A 14,076-nucleotide genomic window follows, 5' to 3' on the forward strand; every position below is an offset into this window, starting at 1 on the left:
TGCGCATGCGCTGGGCGACCACAAAAACCGCAACGGGAGGCACGCCTCCCACCAGGGTGACACCATGAAATTCTCCGAAAACTGGCTGCGCAGCCACGTCCCGACCCGCGCTTCGCGCGATGAACTGAGTGCGGTGCTGACCGCCATCGGCCTGGAAGTGGAAGAAGTGACCGCGCTGGGCGAGGGCCTCGAGCACGTGGTCGTGGCACGCATCATCGACGCCGTACGCCATCCGGAAGCCGACCGCCTGCAGGTGTGCAGGGTCGAAGCCGGGCAGGGCGAGCTGCTGCAGATCGTCTGCGGCGCACCGAACGCACGTCCGGGCCTGGTCGCGCCGCTGGCGATGGTCGGCGCGCAGATCGGCGAGCTGAAGATCAAGCCGGCCAAGCTGCGCGGTGTCGAGTCCAACGGCATGCTGTGCTCGGCCAAGGAGCTGGGCCTGGACAACGATGCCTCCGGCCTGCTGGAACTGCCGGATGACGCACCGGTCGGCCAGGCTCTGGTCGATTACCTGGGCCTGCCGGACGCCAGCATCGAGATCAAGCTGACCCCGAACCGCGCCGACTGCTTCAGCCTGCGCGGCATCGCCTACGACGTCGCCGCGGCCACCCGCAGCGACGTGCTGGATTTCACCGCCGAGGCGATTCCCGCCATCGGCAGCCGTGAGCTGGCCATCCAGCTCGACGCCGGCGCCGAAGCACCGCGTTACCTGGGCCGCGTCATCGAAGGTGTCAACGCCGCCGCCAAGACCCCGCTGTGGATGGCCGAGCGCCTGCGCCGCAGCGGCGTGCGCCCGGTCTCGCTGCTGGTCGACATCACCCAGTACGTGATGCTCGAGCTCGGCCAGCCGATGCATGCCTACGACCTGGGCACCCTGCAGGGCAGCATCGCCGTGCGCCGTTCGCGTGCCGGCGAGAGCCTGAAGCTGCTGGACGGCCGCGACGCCGAGCTGGACGACAGCTTCCTGGTCGTGACCGACGCCGATCGTGCGGTCGGCCTGGCCGGCCTGATGGGCGGCTTCGACACCCGCGTCACCGACGCGACCACCGCCGTATTCCTGGAAGCCGCACACTTCGCGCCGGCCGCGATCATGGGCCGTGGTCGCAAGCTGGGCCTGCACACCGATGCCGGCCACCGCTTCGAGCGCGGTGTCGACCCGGCACTGCCGCGTACCGCCATCGAGTACGCCACCCGCCTGGTGCTGGACCTGGCCGGCGGCACCCCGGCGCCGGTCACCGAGGCCGTGCGTGAGGCCGATCTGCCGCAGCCGGCAACCATCGTGCTGCGCCGCGCCCGCATCACCCGCGTGCTCGGCATCACCATCGACGATGCGGAAGTGGAGCGCATCCTGCGCGCGCTGGGCATGGACGTGGTTGCCACCGCCGACGGCTGGCAGGTCACGGCGCCGAGCCGCCGCTTCGACATCGCCATCGAAGAAGACCTGATCGAAGAGCTGGCGCGCATCCACGGTTACGAGCAGATCCCGACCACGCTGCCGGGCGGCGCCTCGCGCGTGGCGATGCCGAGCGAGACCCAGCTGGACGCACTGAGCGTGCGCCGCCAGCTGATCGCCCGTGATCAGCAGGAAACCGTCAACTTCGCCTTCGTCGACGATGCGCTGCTGAGCCAGTGGCAGCTGCGCGACAACCTGGTGCCGCTGGCCAACCCGCTGTCGGCCGAACTGGCGGTGATGCGCCCGTCGCTGCTGCCAGGCCTGGTCGCCACGTTGGGCCGCAACGCCGCCCGCCAGATCGGCCGCGTGCGCCTGTTCGAACTGGGCCGCGTGTTCGCCCAGCAGGCCGGCGACGGCCGGCCGGCGCCGCTGGAAACCCCGCGCGTGGCCGCTGCGGTCTGTGGTGATGCACAGGCACTGCAGTGGGGCCTGCCGGCCCGCAAGGTCGATTTCCATGACCTGAAGGGCGATCTGGAATCGCTGGCGGCTGCCAGTGGTGCGGTACTGGAGTTCCGCCCGTCGGCCCGCCCCTACGGCCACCCGGCCCGTTCGGCCGAGGTGTTCCGCGATGGCGTGGCGATCGGCTGGATCGGGCAGATCCACCCGCGTCTGGCCAAGGCAATGGACATCGAAGCCGACGTCTATGCCTTCGAACTGGACCTGGAGCCGCTGACCGCCCGCCGCCTGCCGCGTGCCGGCGAACTGTCGCGCTTCCCGGCAGTGCGTCGCGACCTGGCATTCCTGGTGCCTGAACAGGTGGCCTGGGCCGATCTCGCGGCCACCGTCCGCCAGGCTGCTGGCCCGCTGCTGCGCGACCTGAACCTGTTCGACCGCTACGTCGGCCAGGGCGTCGAGCCGGGATTCAAGAGTCTCGCTATGGGCTTGATTTTGCAGGACAAGTCGCGCACTCTGACGGACCGCGACGTGGATGCGGTGGTGGCCGAGGCGGTCACTGCCATCGAGCGTGAACATCACGCCCGGATCCGCGGCTGAGCGGGCAGCACTCGGGGGTAGCAGGCAATGGCATTGACCAAGGCGGAGATGGCGGAAAAGCTGTTCGACGAAGTCGGTCTGAACAAGCGGGAAGCCAAGGAATTCGTCGACGCGTTTTTCGATGTGCTGCGTGAAGCATTGGAACAGGGACGTCAGGTGAAGCTGTCGGGCTTCGGTAATTTCGATCTGCGGCGCAAGAACCAGCGCCCGGGTCGCAACCCCAAGACCGGCGAGGAAATTCCGATTTCCGCCCGCACGGTGGTCACCTTCCGTCCGGGCCAGAAGCTCAAGGAGAGGGTGGAAGCTTATGCTGGATCCGGGCAGTAACCGCGAACTACCGCCGATCCCGGCCAAGCGCTACTTCACCATCGGTGAAGTCAGCGAGCTGTGCGACGTCAAGCCGCACGTCCTGCGCTACTGGGAAACCGAGTTTCCCAGCCTTGAGCCGGCCAAGCGCCGAGGCAACCGCCGCTACTACCAGCGCCACGACGTGCTGATGGTGCGGCAGATCCGCAGCCTGCTGTACGAACAGGGCTACACCATCGGTGGTGCACGCCTGCGTCTGGACGGTCCCGATGCCCGCGAGGAATCGGCGCTGAGCAACCAGATCATCAAGCAGGTGCGCATGGAGCTGGAAGAAGTGCTGCAGTTGTTGCGCCGCTGATCCCATTTCCATCGTAATCCGCTATACTTCACGGCCCGCCGCACTGGCGGGCACATCGCAGCATCAGTCGGGGCGTAGCGCAGCCTGGTAGCGCATCTGCCTGGGGGGCAGAGGGTCGTCGGTTCGAATCCGGCCGTCCCGACCACTGTGATGAATCAAGAAGCCTGCGCAGCGATGCGTGGGCTTTTTTGTGCGTGCGGTGTATGCTGCGCGCCACTCGTACTACCGCGGCTGCCGAACCCGGTACTCACGAGAACACATCATGGAATCTGCAAGAAACCGTGCCTGGCGTCGCAGCCAGGCGCGCAACCGTGGTGGCGACCGCGCCACGACCGCCTACAGCTACAAGCCCGAGAAGAACTGGAAGCTGCTGTACACGCGCGATGCCAAGCTTGCGCGCGCACGCCAGCTGGGCTTCACCTATCCGGTGCTCAGCGCCCGCCAACTGCAGGAACAGGAATGATCAACCTGCTGTTCGTCTGCAGCCGCAACCAGCTGCGCAGCCCAACCGCCGAAGCCATGTGGCGACGGCGGCCCGGCTTCACTGCGCTGTCGGCCGGCACCAGCCCGCATGCACGACGCCCCATCGGCCCGGCGGACATCCGCTGGGCCGATGTCATCTTCGTGATGGAGGCCAAGCATCAGCATCGCCTGCAGGCCGCATACGCGCGCCTGCTGGAACACAAGCGCCTGCATTGCCTGGATATCCCGGACGACTATCGCTGCATGGATCCCGTGCTGATGGATCTGCTGGACATCAAGGTGACCGCGTATCTCGATCAGCTGCCGGCAAAGCGGTAGATCAGCTCCGGGTCGCCGTCATCCAGTCCATGCACGATGCCGCTGTCGATGAAGCCCGATGCAACGAGCAGGCGCTGCATGGCGATGTTGGAGGCATTGGTCGAGGTGAACAGCTTGCGCTGTCCACGCTGTGCAATCGCGTGCCGCAGCAGTGCAGCGCCGACGCCCTGGCTGCGCCGCTCGCGCGCGACCATCAGCATTTCGACGAAGGCTTCGCCGAAGAAGTGCTCATGGAGGGTCATGTAGCCAACGATCTCGCGCTCCTGCTCGGCAACATGCACGTTGCCCCGCGCCAACCACTCGCCAATCTGTTCCGCCCGTCGAGGGTCGCTTGCCGCCACGCTGTCGAGTGCGATCAGCGCAGAGGCATCGGTTGGCGTCGCGTCGCGGACGCGCGGCGCAGTCGCAGCGGGCATGGTCGGGCTCCTGACAGGAGGGCCCAGTCTATCGGCTCTGCCGCAGGCGCAGCCGCACCCGCCGCAGCCAGCGCGTGCTCGGCAGTCAATACACGCGGAACTCGGCCCGGCAGCCGTCGCTGACCCACACGCCGCGTCGGTCCCAGCCCCAGTTCTGGTCCTCGATGCAGGCCGTCACCGACTTCTGCTTGACCAGGCGCACCTCGTGGCGCACACGGATACGGCATTCCTTGTCCTTCTTTTCGTAGGACTCGCAGACCAGGCGCTCGCCATCATCGTCACGGTCCCTGCCGCGGCCCGGCCAGCGTCCGCGCCCATAGCCGTCGGCGACGAACTCGGCGCGGCAGCCGTCGGTCACCCACAACGTGCGGCGGCTCTGGCCCCAGTTCTGGTTCTCCACGCACCGGGTCACCGACAGCTGCCTGGCCAGGCGCATCGGGCCTTCGATCGGGCATTGCGCGGTCTTGTTGAACTGCGATTCGCAGCGCAGCGCCGGAATGTGATCGGTGTCGTAGTCCTGTGCGGCCACGGTGGTGGCGGCCAGCAGCAGGGCAAGGGGGGTGCCGGTGATCGTCAGCAGCAGGCGATGGGACATGTGCAGGCTCGGTGGGGATGGGGCGGCAAGAATGGCCCAGTCCGGGGCTGCCGGAACGCTTCGTTCCGAAGATGGCTCAGTGGCGGTTTAGTAGTACGCGCGGGCCCATGCAGAGGCTTACATCCCGTATCATCGCTGCACATCCGATCGCATCGGTTTACACCCTCTTACATGTCTCCCACGCCGGTCGGCACAGCCTGTGGCTGTTGTCACTGGCATGCGGCCGGCGCGTGGAGGAGGATGCGCGGACCACGACGACCACAGGGGGTTGCGTTGATCAGCAGTACCGTCATTCATCGCTCGGCCGACGCAGGTGGCGCCGAGGTGCGGGTCCTCGACACCACGTTCAAGGGCAAGCATGTGTTCATTGCCTGGGGCCTGCGCGGGCCGGAACTGACCCGCAGCGCGGACCCGGCTGCCACCGTGGCCGCACGCAAGGCGCTGCACGCGGTTGCCGGCCACAGCGAGGGGCCGCGCAGCCCGGAAGTGTTCATCGCCAACCAGTCGGCGGTGGCGATCACGGTCTATCGCCTGCTTACCGAGGCGCGCTCCGGCGATGCCATCTTCTTCCTGTGCGATTCACAGGCGGTGGTCGAGTGGCTCATCACCGCGCTGGAAGTGCAGGGCGCGGACTGATTCCGCGCTCCGGCGCGCATCGATTCACGCCAGCGCCGCGTCCACCGCAGCCCGTGCGTGCAGTGCAGTGGTATCGAACAGCGGCACTGCGCTGTCTTCCGGTCGTACCAGCAGCATGATCTCGGTACAGCCCAGGATGATGGCTTCGGCACCGCGCGCCACCAGTCTCGCGATCACGCCGGCGTAGACCTGTCGTGAGTGCTCGCTGACCACACCGGCGATCAGTTCCTGGTAGATGATGTCGTGCACGCTGCGACGATCATCGGCTTCGGGAACCAGCACCTCCAATCCGAAGCGATCCTGCAGCCGGCCGCGGTAGAAGTCCTGTTCCATGGTGAAGGCGGTACCGAGCAGGCCCACCTTGCGTGCGCCTGCCTGCACGATGGCCTGGGCGGTGGGGTCGGCGATATGCAGCAGCGGCAGTGGGCAGACCGCCTCGATGCGGTCGGCCAGCTTGTGCATGGTGTTGGTGCAGATCAACAGCAGATCGGCGCCACCGGCCTGCAGGCGCCGTGCAGCGTCGGCCATATGGTCGCCCAGCGTATTCCAGTCGCCGTCATGCTGCAGCTGCTTGATGCCGGCGAAATCCACCGACCACAGCAGCAGCTGCGCCGAATGTGCGCCACCGAGGCGCTGCCGCACGTCCTCGTTGATGAGCCGGTAATACTGCGCCGAGCTTTCCCAGCTCATGCCGCCGATCAGGCCAAGGGTCTTCATGCACAGCTCCATGCCGGGGAGCCGTCATTGCAGCACAGCCGATGCGGGAGTTGCACTACACATTAGTGATTGCTAATGTGTTGGTCATGATCGAGAACGCCCTCTTCAAAGCGCTGGCCGACCCCACCCGCCGCCACATCTTCGAAAAGCTGGCCGAGGGCGGGCAGCATGCCAGCGCGCTGCGCGAGGGCATGGCGATCAGCCAGTCTGCGATGTCCCAGCACCTGGCGGTGCTGCGCGATGCCGGGCTGGTGAGCGAACAGCGCCAAGGCCGTTTCGTCCACTACGAGGTCGATCCGCGCGGGCTGGCGCACATCGGCAACTGGCTGCAGCGCTACCGGGCCTACTGGCCCGCGCGGATGGATGCCTTGCAGGATCTGCTGAAGGAGATGGACTGATGGACGATGTTCTGAACGAAGCGGCTCCCGCGTTGGTGATGGAGCAGTGGCTGCCAGCGCCACCGGAACGGGTCTGGCGCGCGCTGTTCGATCCGGCGCTGCGTGAGCGCTGGTTGCCTGCGGCCGATCTTGCCGATCCGCAGCCTTGCCTGTGCGAGGAGGGGCGGGAGCTGGGGTTCCGCCTGCGCGATGCGCAGCCCCCGCATCTGCACAGCCTGGTGTGTTTCCGGCTGCGCGCGGATGACGGTGAGGGGACGGTGCTGACCATCGTGCATCGGCTCACTGACCTGCGCGCGCTGCTGCCGTTGGCCGCCAACGACGATCATCGCACCATGATGCGCGCGGCCTGAGCCGGCGCCTGGATCAAACGCTACAGGGAGCAGGCACATGCGGGACAGAATGCAGCTGATACCGATGGTGGTGGAACGCAGCGAGCGCGGTGAGCGCTCCCATGACATCTACTCGCGGCTCCTGCGCGAGCGCATCATCTTTCTCAACGGCGAAGTCGATGACACTGTGTCGGCGCTGGTCTGCGCGCAGCTGCTGTTCCTGGAATCGGAAAACCCGGAGAAGCCGATCCATCTGTACATCAACTCGCCGGGTGGGGTGATCTCCAGCGGCCTGGCGATGTACGACACCATGCAATACATCTCGGCCCCGGTGCATACGCTGTGCATGGGCACCGCGCGGTCGATGGGTTCGTTCCTGCTGATGGCCGGCGAGCCCGGTCACCGTGCGGCGTTGGCCAATGCCAGCCTGCATGTGCATCAGCCGCTGGGCGGGGTGCAGGGCCAGGCGTCGGACATCTTCATCCACGCCGAGGAAATGCAGCGCACCAAGCAGCGCATCACCCGGCTGTATGCGCAGCATTGCGGACGCAGTGTCGAGGAGGTCGAGCAGACCCTGGACCGCGATCGTTTCATGAGTGCCGAGCAGGCATGCGAATGGGGCTTGATCGACCAGGTACTGGTACGGCGCGACGCGCTCGCGGCCTGAGCCTGCCTCTGTAACCACCGCATCCATGCTGCGCTGTGTGTGCCGCGCCAGGCCGGCGCACTCTATGCTGGTGGGATCTTCTGAAGTGGATGTCCGATATGGCGCTGCATACCTGGTGGTGGTTCCTCGCCACGGTGTTCGTTCTGTGTGGTACGCCGGGGCCGAACATGCTGCATATCCTCGGTCGCAGCGTCGGGCTCGGCTTTCGCGGTAGCGTGCCGGCGATGGCTGGCTGCCTGCTGGCGATGCTGCTGGTGCTGGCGGCCTCCGCAGCAGGCCTGAGTGCGCTGCTGCATTCCTCGCCGATGCTGTTTGAGGTGCTGCGCTATCTGGGCGTGGCCTATCTGGCCTGGCTGGGCCTGAAGGCATGGCGTGACAGTTGCCGGCCGGCACCACCGGTGACGGTCGATGCCGCGCTGCCGGTTGCGGCGTCGCTGGGCGCGTGGAAGGTGTTCCGTGGTGGCCTTCTGGTGGGCCTGAGCAATCCCAAGCTGCTGCTGTTCGCTGCGGCGTTCCTGCCGCAGTTCGTCGACCCGTCGCGTGGCCAGGCGCTGCAGTACAGCGTGCTGGTTGCCACCTTCGCCGGCTGCGAACTGTTCTGGTACGTGATGTATGCCGCCGGTGGCCATGGCCTGCGCCGATGGTTGGCCAAACCCTTCGCGCGGCGCTGGTTCGAGCGGCTGGTGGGCAGCGTTTTCCTGGCCTTTGCAGTGGCCCTGCTGCGTTTCCGCCCGCGCTGATTCACGCCGCGCACGCGGCCTGTTCACGACTGCCGCATCGGCTACGGCCTAGCCTGATCATCCAGTACGCAGTCCCCACGGGGAAAGGTTTGACATGATCAAGTGGGCCATCATCTTCGCCATCATCGGCGTCATTGCGGGCGTGCTCGGCTTCGGCGGCATTGCCGGCGCCGCGGTCGGCATCGCCAAGTTCCTGTTCTGGGCCGGCATCATCATCGCCGTGGTGCTGTTCCTGCTCGGCATGACCGTAGCGAAGAAGGTCAGCTAGCGTTGATCGCGCAGCAGCGTACTCAGTGTGCGCTGCTGCGCGAGAACAGATTGATCACCAGTACGCCAGCACAGATCAGGCCGATGCCGATCAACGCCGGTGCATCCAGGCGCTGCTTGAACACCACCAGCCCGATCAGCGAGATCAGCACGATGCCGACGCCGGACCAGATCGCGTAGGCGATGCCGGTCGGGATCGACTTCATGGTCATCGACAGCAGGTAGAAGCACAGTCCATAGCCGACCAGCGCGCCCAGTGTCGGCGCCAGCCGGCTCATGCCGTCGGATGCCTTCAGCAGCGACGTGGCAATTACTTCCAGCACGATGGCAGCGGCAAGGTAGAGATAGGGATTCATTGAGCGCTCCTGCTCACTGCGGGTCGCATAGTTTCAGGGCCTGTTCGGCCATCGCCAATGCGTTGGCGCGTTCTTCCTCGTCCAGCGGACGCCCATAGGCCGTGGCCCAGTAGCCATCGGCAGCGCAGCGCGCCGCATACAGTCGGGGATCGTTGGCTTCGCCGGCGAACTCGGCCAGCATCGCACGCTTCCAGGTGCGCCAATGCGCGAGCAGGGCTGGTTCCATCAGGTTGCCCAGGGTCAGGCCGATGTCGTTGTCCTGTTCCTGCTGCAGCAGATGCTCGAAATTGGCCTGCACATAGGCGCGGCTGAAACGGCCATGCCCTTCGGGGTTTTCCTGCAGCAGGGCACGCACCCGCGCTTCGAATTCGCCGATGAGCGCTCCGATGGCTTCATCCACCAGTGCCTGCTTGCTGCTGAAATGATGGAACAGCGCACCCTTGCTGACACCGGCGGCCTGTGCGACGTCCTGCACGGTCAGCGCGGCCAGGCCATTACGGCCGATCACTTCAATGGTGGCCTGCAGCAGTGACTGGCGCACGCTGTCGGGCGCCTTGCGGCGCGAACGGGAGGGGGATGCGGACATGGCGGGAAGAAACCGACTGGACGGTACGATTGTAACGCAGGCCCGTGGTGTCACCGCGCTGCCGGCCAGGGCCGGCAGCGGAACCGTCATGCGTCGATGCGGGCGAAACGCGGCTGCGGTCCGTGTTCGCCCGGTACCTGTTCGACGAACATGGCATACGGGCGCACCCACAGGCCGCCTTCGCCATAGAGCGCGCGATACAGCACCAGTGGCTCCAGCGTCTCGCTGCTGCGGACGATATCGAGCACGTCGTACTCGCCGCCCTTGAAGTGGCGGTAGCGACCCGGGGCCAGGGTGGGTAGCGGGCTCAGCTCAGCCATGGGGTGCGCGCCTCACTTGCGTGCCGGGCTGGCCGGCTTCGCGCAGTAGGCATCGATGGCCTCGGCGGTATTGGCCAGGCCCTGTGCCTGTGCCAGTTCCCACGGGCGTTCGCAACGCTGGCTGCGCTCGCACCACTGGTAGCCGGCCGAACCAATGCATCCGTGGGCATCGCGATCGCCGCCCACCTTCGGTATCGCAGACGAGGTGGTCGCCGCATCGGCACGTGCGGCGGCGTCGTGCTGGTTGGCGCACGCGGTCAGCACCAGCAGGGCTGGAATCAGAAGAAGCGCTTTCATCGGGCGGGCTCCGAGCCTAAAGCGACAGTGTCTGTCGCAAATAGCCCTCCAGCAAGCGCTCAGTGCATGGCGGCGCGGATCAGCTCTTCAATCAGCACCAGATAGCTGGCGACGAAATAGAACTTCAGCAGCGTCCAGCGCTGCTGCGAGAAGAAGGTGCGCATGTGGAAGGGGCCCCTGTTGGTGACGGTAGTGTGAAGCTCCGTCAACTCCGTGACAAGGGTCACGGAACGCCTTCACTAAACAGCCTCAGGGATGTGAGGGTTGGGAAGCGCCCGACCGAATCCTGAGGCATTTTCGTACAAATCTGATGGGCCATCTCCGACGCGATCGATAGCCTGAGGGTGTACTGGCACGTGGCCCTGCCGCCTGTCACCGCCTCTTTCCTTCCGCAGGAGCTTCTCATGGTCTTTACTGTCCAATGCACTGCCCGGCACTGGTCCGTGTTGCATCCGAAGGCGGGTGACGCCACCCGTTACGCCCGCGGTGCCGATGCCTTCGACGCGGCCGCTGCGCTGGCCCTCGAGCACCATCGTCGCACCGGCCAGCGCAGCACGGTCCGGGTCGAGGCGCTCGGCAGCACCGTGGATGCGCTCCATATCGGGGAGTGACGCCACCGGCCGAGGCGCAGTCAGCCACGGTTGAGTTGTTTGAATGGGGAAAGAACCGCCGTGGGGCGCCCCCCTGTGCGCCGCGCCACGAATCCCGGATGCTTGCGCCATCGTATTCATCCGGAGATTCCGATGGGCAAGGCACTCACCTGGCGCACCCTGGCCTGCACGCTGCTGCCGATGCTGGCGGCCGCAGGCGGCGCGCAGGCGCAGAGCTATGGCTACGGTTATGACGACGATCGCTATGGCGGTCGTGATGGCGGCGGCATCGTCCGCTGCGAATCGATCAAGAACCGCAGCAATGAATGCCGCCTGGAAGGCCGTGCCCGGATGATCCGCCAGTTGTCCGGTTCGCCGTGCGTGGAAGGCGAGACCTGGGGGCAATCGCGCTACGGTGTGTGGGTCACCCAGGGCTGCCGTGCCGAGTTCGTTGGCGAGTACCGCCATGGCGGTGGCTGGGGTGGTGGCCATGGCAACGGCTGGGGCAACGGTGGCAATGGCTGGGGCGGGGGTGAGGTGATCACCTGCCATTCCAACGGCCACCGCCAGGAGTACTGTGATGCCCGCATCCGTCGTGGTGTGCGCCTGGTGCGTCAGGATTCACGCAGCGCCTGCATCGAGGGCCAGACCTGGGGCTGGAACCGTCGTGGCATCTGGGTCAGCGACGGCTGCCGGGCGCAGTTCCAGGTGAATTGAGCTCGCCCATCGAAAATCAGAATAATCTGATACAGCTCACATTTTGAACGTCGTATCTTCTGTGATCAGGGCACCCCTGCGTGCCCCTGATCCGTCGCGATGAAGTCTGCCGTAACCGGCACGCCCGTCCCGCCACCGTCGATACGCTGCCTCAAGGAGTGAGCTGCATGTTGATCCGCCTGCAATGCGAGCAACGCCAATGGCGCGTGCTGCACCCGGACCGGCCGGAACCGATCGAGTTCCGCGATGGTGCCCGGGCCTACGATTTCGCTGAAACCCTTGCACGCCTCCACTTCGTCGACACCGGGCAGCGCGCTGCGGTGCGGGTGGAGGCCAGCGGTGCGTTCGTGGAAGCGGTCAGCTACGGCTGAGGGTTGGGGTTTCCGGCCAGATCATCGTTCCGGAGCCCGCTAGCCACGCACAGCGTGGATCTACTTTGCATCTGTCTCCACGCATGGCGTGGATCGACCCCTGTTCCGCAGTAGATCCACGCCATGCGTGGATCTACTGGTGGTGACCGGCCTCAGCCTGCTGCGCTGAGCGGCGGGGTCCCGGCAGCCAGCTGCGGCCAGCGCTTGAGCACCGCCGCGCGGATGCCCGCCGCATCGATACCGGCTTCGGCCAGCAGGTCCTCACGGCTTGCGTGGTGCTGGTAACTGTCGGGCAGGCCCAGGTGCAGGATCGGGCGCAGTACGCCTTCGGCGTTGAGCAGTTCGCCGACGCCGGAGCCGGCGCCGCCGGCCACCACGTTGTCTTCGATTGTGACCAGGCCCTCGTGCTGGGCGGCCACGGCCAGCACCAGCTCGCGGTCCAGCGGCTTGATGAAGCGCATGTTGACCACGCTCAGGCCCAGTTCGCGGCCGACCTGTTCGGCGGCGGCCACGGTGCTGCCGAAGGCGAGCAGCGCGACGCGGCTGCCCTGCAGGCGCAGCTCGCCCTTGCCGATTGGCAGGGTGGACAGGTCGGTACCGGCGGCAACGCCGGTGCCGGTGCCGCGCGGATAGCGCACGGCAGCCGGGCCCGGATGCTGCAGGCCAGTGCTGAGCATCTGCCGGCACTCGGCTTCGTTGGACGGTGCCATCACCACCATGTTCGGCACGCAGCGCAGGAAACTCAGGTCGAGGTTGCCGGCATGGGTGGCGCCGTCCGGGCCGACCACGCCGGCGCGGTCGATCGCGAACAGCACGTCCAGGTCCTGGATGGCCACGTCATGCACCAACTGGTCGTACGCACGCTGCAGGAAGGTCGAGTAGATCGCCACCACCGGCTTGCCACCCTGGGTGGCCATGCCGGCGGCGAGGGTGACCGCGTGCTGTTCGGCAATTGCCACGTCGAAATAGCGCTGCGGGTATTCCTTGCTGAAACGTACCAGGCCGGAGCCTTCGCGCATCGCCGGGGTGATGCCGTACAGGCGCGGCTCGGCGGCGGCGGCGTCACACAGCCAGTCGCTGAATACATCGGTGTAGGTAGGCTTCTTGGCACCGGCCTTGGCCACTAGGCCCTTGTCCGGATCGAACGGGCCGACGGCGTGGTAACCGATCTGGTCGCCTTCGGCCGGTTCGTAGCCCTTGCCCTTGGTGGTCATCACGTGCAGCAGCTTCGGGCCCTTGGAGGCGCGCAGCGTCTTCAGCGTAGACAGCAGGGCGGACATGTCGTGACCGTCGATCGGACCGGTGTAGTGGAAGCCCATTTCCTCGAACATCGTGGACGGCACGAACATGCCCTTCCAGTGTTCTTCCCAGCGCTTCACGAAGCGCGCCGGGTTGTTCTTCTTGTCGCCGAGGATCTTCTTGCCGCCTTCGCGCAGCGCATTGAGCGTGCGGCTGCCGGTGGCACGGCCGAGCATCTTGGTCAGGCCACCCACCGCCTCCGAGATCGACATGTTGTTGTCGTTGAGGATCACCAGCAGGTTCGGCTCGGGCTCCATGCCACCGGCGTGCATCAGCGCTTCGAACGCCATGCCGGCGGTCATTGCGCCATCACCGATCACTGCAACGACCTGGCGGTTGTCGCCTTCGGACTGGCGGGCGATGGCCATGCCGAGTGCGGCCGAGATCGAGGTCGAGGAGTGGCCGACGCCGAAGGTGTCGTACTCGCTCTCTTCGCGCTTCGGGAACGGCGCGACGCCGTCCTTCTGCTTGACGGTGTGGATCTCGTCGCGGCGACCGGTCAGGATCTTGTGCGGGTAGGTCTGGTGACCGACGTCCCAGACCAGCTGGTCCTGCGGGGTCTGGTACAGGTAGTGCAGGGCCACGGTGAGTTCGATCACGCCCAGGCCGGCGGCGAAGTGGCCGCCGCTCTTGCCCACCGACTCGATGAGGTAGGCGCGCAGTTCGTCGGCGACCGCCCTCAATTCGGATTCGTCGAACGTGCGCAGGTCATCCGGTGTCTGGATGCGCGCGAGGCGGGGATAGCGGGCAGAGTCGATCATCATGTTCGCACTTGTTCTGAACGCCCATTTTCGCCCTCAAACGGGGGTGGGGCAAGCAAACGCCGCCGCCCGTGACAGGACGGTGAGGGTTGCATTTTCAGCG

Annotated in this window: 22 protein-coding genes and 1 tRNA gene; 15 read left to right on the forward strand and 8 right to left on the reverse strand. The window is 66.2% G+C overall.

The window, feature by feature from the left end; translation table 11 throughout:
• The first annotated feature begins 64 nt into the window (after window positions 1-64).
• The 6 genes from pheT to ABE423_RS09335 all read left to right on the forward strand — a co-directional run bounded on the left by pheT (window position 65) and on the right by ABE423_RS09335 (window position 3,911).
• A complete protein-coding gene (pheT, locus tag ABE423_RS09310; protein ID WP_346485828.1) occupies window positions 65-2,446 on the forward strand; it encodes a phenylalanine--tRNA ligase subunit beta in 2,382 nt (793 codons plus the stop codon).
• 27 nt (window positions 2,447-2,473) lie between these two features.
• Window positions 2,474-2,773 (forward strand): integration host factor subunit alpha, encoded by a 300-nt coding sequence (locus ABE423_RS09315; protein WP_005410432.1) that lies wholly within the window; start codon window positions 2,474-2,476, stop codon window positions 2,771-2,773.
• Window positions 2,754-3,110: a MerR family transcriptional regulator gene (locus ABE423_RS09320; RefSeq protein WP_005410431.1), complete on the forward strand. Its 357-nt coding sequence runs from the start codon at window positions 2,754-2,756 to the stop codon at window positions 3,108-3,110. The genes ABE423_RS09315 and ABE423_RS09320 overlap by 20 nt, the downstream gene beginning before the upstream one ends.
• A gap of 68 nt (window positions 3,111-3,178) precedes the next feature.
• A tRNA-Pro gene (locus tag ABE423_RS09325) sits at window positions 3,179-3,255 on the forward strand.
• 117 nt (window positions 3,256-3,372) lie between these two features.
• The gene (locus ABE423_RS09330) at window positions 3,373-3,573 is read left to right on the forward strand and encodes a hypothetical protein (protein ID WP_014037933.1); all 201 of its coding nucleotides are present in this window, start codon (window positions 3,373-3,375) and stop codon (window positions 3,571-3,573) included.
• Window positions 3,570-3,911, forward strand: a complete 342-nt coding sequence (locus tag ABE423_RS09335; protein WP_346485830.1) for a phosphotyrosine protein phosphatase — start codon at window positions 3,570-3,572, stop codon at window positions 3,909-3,911. The genes ABE423_RS09330 and ABE423_RS09335 overlap by 4 nt, the downstream gene beginning before the upstream one ends.
• Here the strand turns inward: ABE423_RS09335 and ABE423_RS09340 are convergent.
• Together ABE423_RS09340 and ABE423_RS09345 are read right to left on the reverse strand one after the other, a co-directional pair.
• On the reverse strand, window positions 3,890-4,327 hold the full coding sequence (locus ABE423_RS09340; protein WP_346485832.1) for a GNAT family N-acetyltransferase: 438 nt from the start codon (window positions 4,325-4,327) through the stop codon (window positions 3,890-3,892). The genes ABE423_RS09335 and ABE423_RS09340 overlap by 22 nt on opposite strands.
• Before the next feature lie 85 nt (window positions 4,328-4,412).
• A complete protein-coding gene (locus tag ABE423_RS09345) occupies window positions 4,413-4,922 on the reverse strand; it encodes a DUF3011 domain-containing protein (RefSeq protein WP_346485834.1) in 510 nt (169 codons plus the stop codon).
• A 240-nt stretch (window positions 4,923-5,162) separates the two neighbouring features.
• Between ABE423_RS09345 and ABE423_RS09350 the strand changes: the two genes are divergently transcribed.
• Window positions 5,163-5,558, forward strand: coding sequence for a hypothetical protein (locus ABE423_RS09350; RefSeq protein ID WP_012511691.1), 396 nt, complete (start codon window positions 5,163-5,165; stop codon window positions 5,556-5,558).
• 24 nt (window positions 5,559-5,582) lie between these two features.
• On the opposite strand, the gene ABE423_RS09355 is transcribed toward ABE423_RS09350, so the two are convergent.
• On the reverse strand, window positions 5,583-6,275 hold the full coding sequence (locus ABE423_RS09355) for an aspartate/glutamate racemase family protein (protein ID WP_134951707.1): 693 nt from the start codon (window positions 6,273-6,275) through the stop codon (window positions 5,583-5,585).
• A gap of 86 nt (window positions 6,276-6,361) precedes the next feature.
• On the opposite strand from ABE423_RS09355, the gene ABE423_RS09360 reads away from it, so the two are divergent.
• The 5 genes from ABE423_RS09360 to ABE423_RS09380 all read left to right on the forward strand — a co-directional run bounded on the left by ABE423_RS09360 (window position 6,362) and on the right by ABE423_RS09380 (window position 8,677).
• Window positions 6,362-6,673: a metalloregulator ArsR/SmtB family transcription factor gene (locus tag ABE423_RS09360; RefSeq protein WP_042358872.1), complete on the forward strand. Its 312-nt coding sequence runs from the start codon at window positions 6,362-6,364 to the stop codon at window positions 6,671-6,673.
• Entirely contained in the window at window positions 6,673-7,023 is a 351-nt protein-coding gene (locus tag ABE423_RS09365) for a polyketide cyclase (RefSeq protein WP_197615937.1), read from the forward strand. The genes ABE423_RS09360 and ABE423_RS09365 overlap by 1 nt, the downstream gene beginning before the upstream one ends.
• A 37-nt stretch (window positions 7,024-7,060) precedes the next feature.
• The gene (locus ABE423_RS09370; RefSeq protein ID WP_032128666.1) at window positions 7,061-7,669 is read left to right on the forward strand and encodes an ATP-dependent Clp protease proteolytic subunit; all 609 of its coding nucleotides are present in this window, start codon (window positions 7,061-7,063) and stop codon (window positions 7,667-7,669) included.
• Between the two features lie 98 nt (window positions 7,670-7,767).
• Entirely contained in the window at window positions 7,768-8,409 is a 642-nt protein-coding gene (locus ABE423_RS09375; protein ID WP_032128667.1) for a LysE family translocator, read from the forward strand.
• 94 nt (window positions 8,410-8,503) lie between these two features.
• Complete coding sequence (locus ABE423_RS09380) at window positions 8,504-8,677, forward strand: DUF1328 domain-containing protein (protein WP_006380555.1); 174 nt, start codon at window positions 8,504-8,506, stop codon at window positions 8,675-8,677.
• 22 nt (window positions 8,678-8,699) lie between these two features.
• Here the strand turns inward: ABE423_RS09380 and ABE423_RS09385 are convergent, their stop codons facing one another.
• The 4 genes from ABE423_RS09385 to ABE423_RS09400 form a co-directional block, all read right to left on the reverse strand.
• On the reverse strand, window positions 8,700-9,032 hold the full coding sequence (locus tag ABE423_RS09385) for an SMR family transporter (RefSeq protein WP_005410423.1): 333 nt from the start codon (window positions 9,030-9,032) through the stop codon (window positions 8,700-8,702).
• 13 nt (window positions 9,033-9,045) lie between these two features.
• Window positions 9,046-9,618, reverse strand: a complete 573-nt coding sequence (locus ABE423_RS09390) for a TetR/AcrR family transcriptional regulator (RefSeq protein WP_049401207.1) — start codon at window positions 9,616-9,618, stop codon at window positions 9,046-9,048.
• Between the two features lie 86 nt (window positions 9,619-9,704).
• Entirely contained in the window at window positions 9,705-9,938 is a 234-nt protein-coding gene (locus tag ABE423_RS09395) for a DUF1653 domain-containing protein (RefSeq protein WP_032128669.1), read from the reverse strand.
• A gap of 12 nt (window positions 9,939-9,950) precedes the next feature.
• Complete coding sequence (locus tag ABE423_RS09400; protein WP_253144734.1) at window positions 9,951-10,235, reverse strand: hypothetical protein; 285 nt, start codon at window positions 10,233-10,235, stop codon at window positions 9,951-9,953.
• A gap of 404 nt (window positions 10,236-10,639) precedes the next feature.
• Between ABE423_RS09400 and ABE423_RS09405 the strand changes: the two genes are divergently transcribed.
• From ABE423_RS09405 to ABE423_RS09415, 3 genes are all read left to right on the forward strand, one after another.
• On the forward strand, window positions 10,640-10,846 hold the full coding sequence (locus tag ABE423_RS09405; RefSeq protein ID WP_049423877.1) for a hypothetical protein: 207 nt from the start codon (window positions 10,640-10,642) through the stop codon (window positions 10,844-10,846).
• Window positions 10,847-10,978: 132 nt separating this feature from the next.
• Complete coding sequence (locus ABE423_RS09410) at window positions 10,979-11,542, forward strand: DUF3011 domain-containing protein (RefSeq protein ID WP_346485837.1); 564 nt, start codon at window positions 10,979-10,981, stop codon at window positions 11,540-11,542.
• A gap of 167 nt (window positions 11,543-11,709) precedes the next feature.
• Window positions 11,710-11,913: a hypothetical protein gene (locus ABE423_RS09415; protein ID WP_005417823.1), complete on the forward strand. Its 204-nt coding sequence runs from the start codon at window positions 11,710-11,712 to the stop codon at window positions 11,911-11,913.
• A gap of 152 nt (window positions 11,914-12,065) precedes the next feature.
• Here the strand turns inward: ABE423_RS09415 and dxs are convergent, their stop codons facing one another.
• A complete protein-coding gene (dxs, locus tag ABE423_RS09420) occupies window positions 12,066-13,973 on the reverse strand; it encodes a 1-deoxy-D-xylulose-5-phosphate synthase (protein ID WP_110714350.1) in 1,908 nt (635 codons plus the stop codon).
• Window positions 13,974-14,076: the final 103 nt, after the last annotated feature.

This window comes from Stenotrophomonas sp. TWI1409, assembly GCF_039673015.1.
In the GTDB taxonomy this organism is placed as follows: Bacteria; Pseudomonadota; Gammaproteobacteria; order Xanthomonadales; family Xanthomonadaceae; genus Stenotrophomonas; species Stenotrophomonas maltophilia_A.